Genomic DNA, 1552 nt, shown 5'->3' with positions numbered 1-1552 from the left:
CAACTTCTTGAGGGCAACGTCCTGCCCCGAGGCTGAGGATATTCCGGGCCGCATTCACGTCCCGGTCGTGGAGTACACCACACTCCACGCACTCCCAGACCCTTACTCGCAACCCGTTGACGCCCTGCGGCCCGCTAAGCGAGCCGCACGACGAACAGGCGCGGGTGGTGTTGGTTTCGCGAACGACCTTGAAGACGATGCCTGCGTGAGCGCATTTATATTCCAGCATCGTTTTCAGTTGTGACCAGCCAGCGTCGTAGACGCTTTTGGCCATCTTGGTCTTCGCGAGCTTGGTTGAGGAAACATCGCCCACGACGATTTCGCCGTACTGGTTGACGAGTTTCCGGGAAAACTTGTGCTGCGCGTCCTGGCGACGGTTCTTGATCTTGGCGTGAATAGCCTTTACCCGCCGCTTGTTACGCGCACGTTGGGCTGTCGCCAACTGGTCTTCCATGCGGCGGTAGAAGCGGCTATTTTCCAGCCTTCCTCCATCGCTACAGGTGGCCACATCCTTGAGCCCAAGGTCGATGCCAACGGCGCCCTGCCCAAGCGTCGGCTGCACGTCCACCTCGACCGCAGCATTGAAATACCACCGGCCCCGGCTATCTTCATTGAAACTGCCGGCACGGAACTTGTATGTCGACAGGCCGTAGCTATCCCACACCTTGAAGTAGGTGCCGTTGTGAAATACCTGCCCGTTCTTCCACTTGGCCGCGCCGGTATTGACCGGAATCCAGCCAAGTGAGCGGCGTACACCGCCGGACTTGCGCCAATTCAGGCGGGGCTTTTTGAACTGCTTGCGGCGGGCAACGTATTCAGCAGCGATGCATTGCAGCGTTTGGCTGTGCAGGCCGAGGTCCTTGCCAGCACCCTTGGTATAGGGATGCATGTCGTAGGCAGACAGAAACAGACCTTTCTCCCGAATGGCTCGAGAAGACAGTTCGTTGAGGTAGTTCCAAACAAAATTCACGCTGCGGGCCATGCGGTTAAGCTCGGCGGCGTGTTTGTCCTTCACTCGAACCTTGAGGGTCTTGGTCTGCTTCATGGCTTCGAATATACTTGGTCTATGGAAACCAAACAAGCTATCAGAACAGGAAGACACTGCGTTTTTAAACTCCATGCCCATTTGGTCTTTGTCACCAAGTATCGGGGCAAGGTGTTCACCGGCGCGCATCTCAACTCCCTCGAATTGCTTTTCGACCGAGTGTGTCGGGACTTCGAGGCGGAGCTACAGGAGTTCAACGGTGAAACCGATCACGTCCATTTGCTTGTCAACTTTCCACCCAAAGTGGCGGTATCCAAGCTGGTGAATAGTTTGAAGGGGGTATCCAGCCGGCGGATGAAGTTACTACACCCTGAACTGGTGCAGCCCGCCTACCGGAAGAACTCGCTGTGGAGTCCAAGCTACTTTGCGGGAAGTGTCGGAGGCGCCCCCCTGAGCATGGTCAAACAGTATATTGAGCAACAATCGAGGCCGGACTAGGGACGCTCTCGCGCCCCTCGCTATCCATCCTCGCACTAGAAGTACGAGGTTTTTCGCGATGTTCGATAA

At 56.4% G+C, this 1552-nt stretch carries 2 protein-coding genes; one reads left to right on the top strand and one right to left on the bottom strand.

Annotated features, from left to right (window positions below):
* On the bottom strand, nt 1-1174 hold a 1174-nt coding region (locus tag INT20_RS17875), incomplete at its 3' end, for an RNA-guided endonuclease InsQ/TnpB family protein (protein ID WP_226912251.1).
* On the opposite strand from INT20_RS17875, the gene tnpA reads away from it, so the two are divergent.
* A complete protein-coding gene (tnpA, locus tag INT20_RS17870; RefSeq protein ID WP_084812773.1) occupies nt 1067-1483 on the top strand; it encodes an IS200/IS605 family transposase in 417 nt (138 codons plus the stop codon). The two genes, INT20_RS17875 and tnpA, sit on opposite strands and share 108 nt — an antisense overlap.
* The last annotated feature ends 69 nt before the right edge of the window (nt 1484-1552 follow it).

This window comes from Halomonas citrativorans (assembly GCF_014898005.1).
Classification (GTDB): domain Bacteria; phylum Pseudomonadota; class Gammaproteobacteria; order Pseudomonadales; family Halomonadaceae; genus Vreelandella; species Vreelandella citrativorans.
Note: the sequence above shows the minus strand (reverse complement) of the source record. Positions and strands in the feature narration are given on the sequence as shown.

Bases quoted from the DNA above. Each gene is read 5' to 3' on its own strand.
- tnpA (WP_084812773.1), top strand. From the start codon at position 1,067: ATGGAAACCAAACAAGCTATCAGAACAGGAAGACACTGCGTTTTTAAA.